1 rRNA gene is annotated in these 227 nt (G+C 50.7%); it reads left to right on the top strand.

Annotated elements, in window-relative coordinates:
* Positions 1–13 precede the first annotated feature (13 nt).
* Positions 14–227, top strand: a 16S ribosomal RNA gene (locus tag E1189_RS00070); the annotation flags it as partial.

Below are 227 nucleotides of genomic sequence, written 5' to 3'. Positions count from 1 at the left end.
AGCAAAACGATTTAAACTGAAGAGTTTGATCATGGCTCAGATTGAACGCTGGCGGTAGGCTTAACACATGCAAGTCGGGCGGAAACGATGATAGCTTGCTATCAGGCGTCGAGCGGCGGACGGGTGAGTAACACGTAGGAATCTGCCTGGTAGTGGGGGATAGCCCAGAGAAATTTGGATTAATACCGCATACGCACTAGCTCTTTAAGAGCGGTGGAAAGCAGGGG

The organism is Parendozoicomonas verongulae (genome assembly GCF_009711465.1).
In the GTDB taxonomy this organism is placed as follows: Bacteria; Pseudomonadota; Gammaproteobacteria; order Pseudomonadales; family Endozoicomonadaceae; genus Sansalvadorimonas; species Sansalvadorimonas verongulae.
The sequence above is the reverse complement of the archived record's forward strand: the minus strand, read 5'-3'. Positions and strand labels throughout refer to the sequence as shown.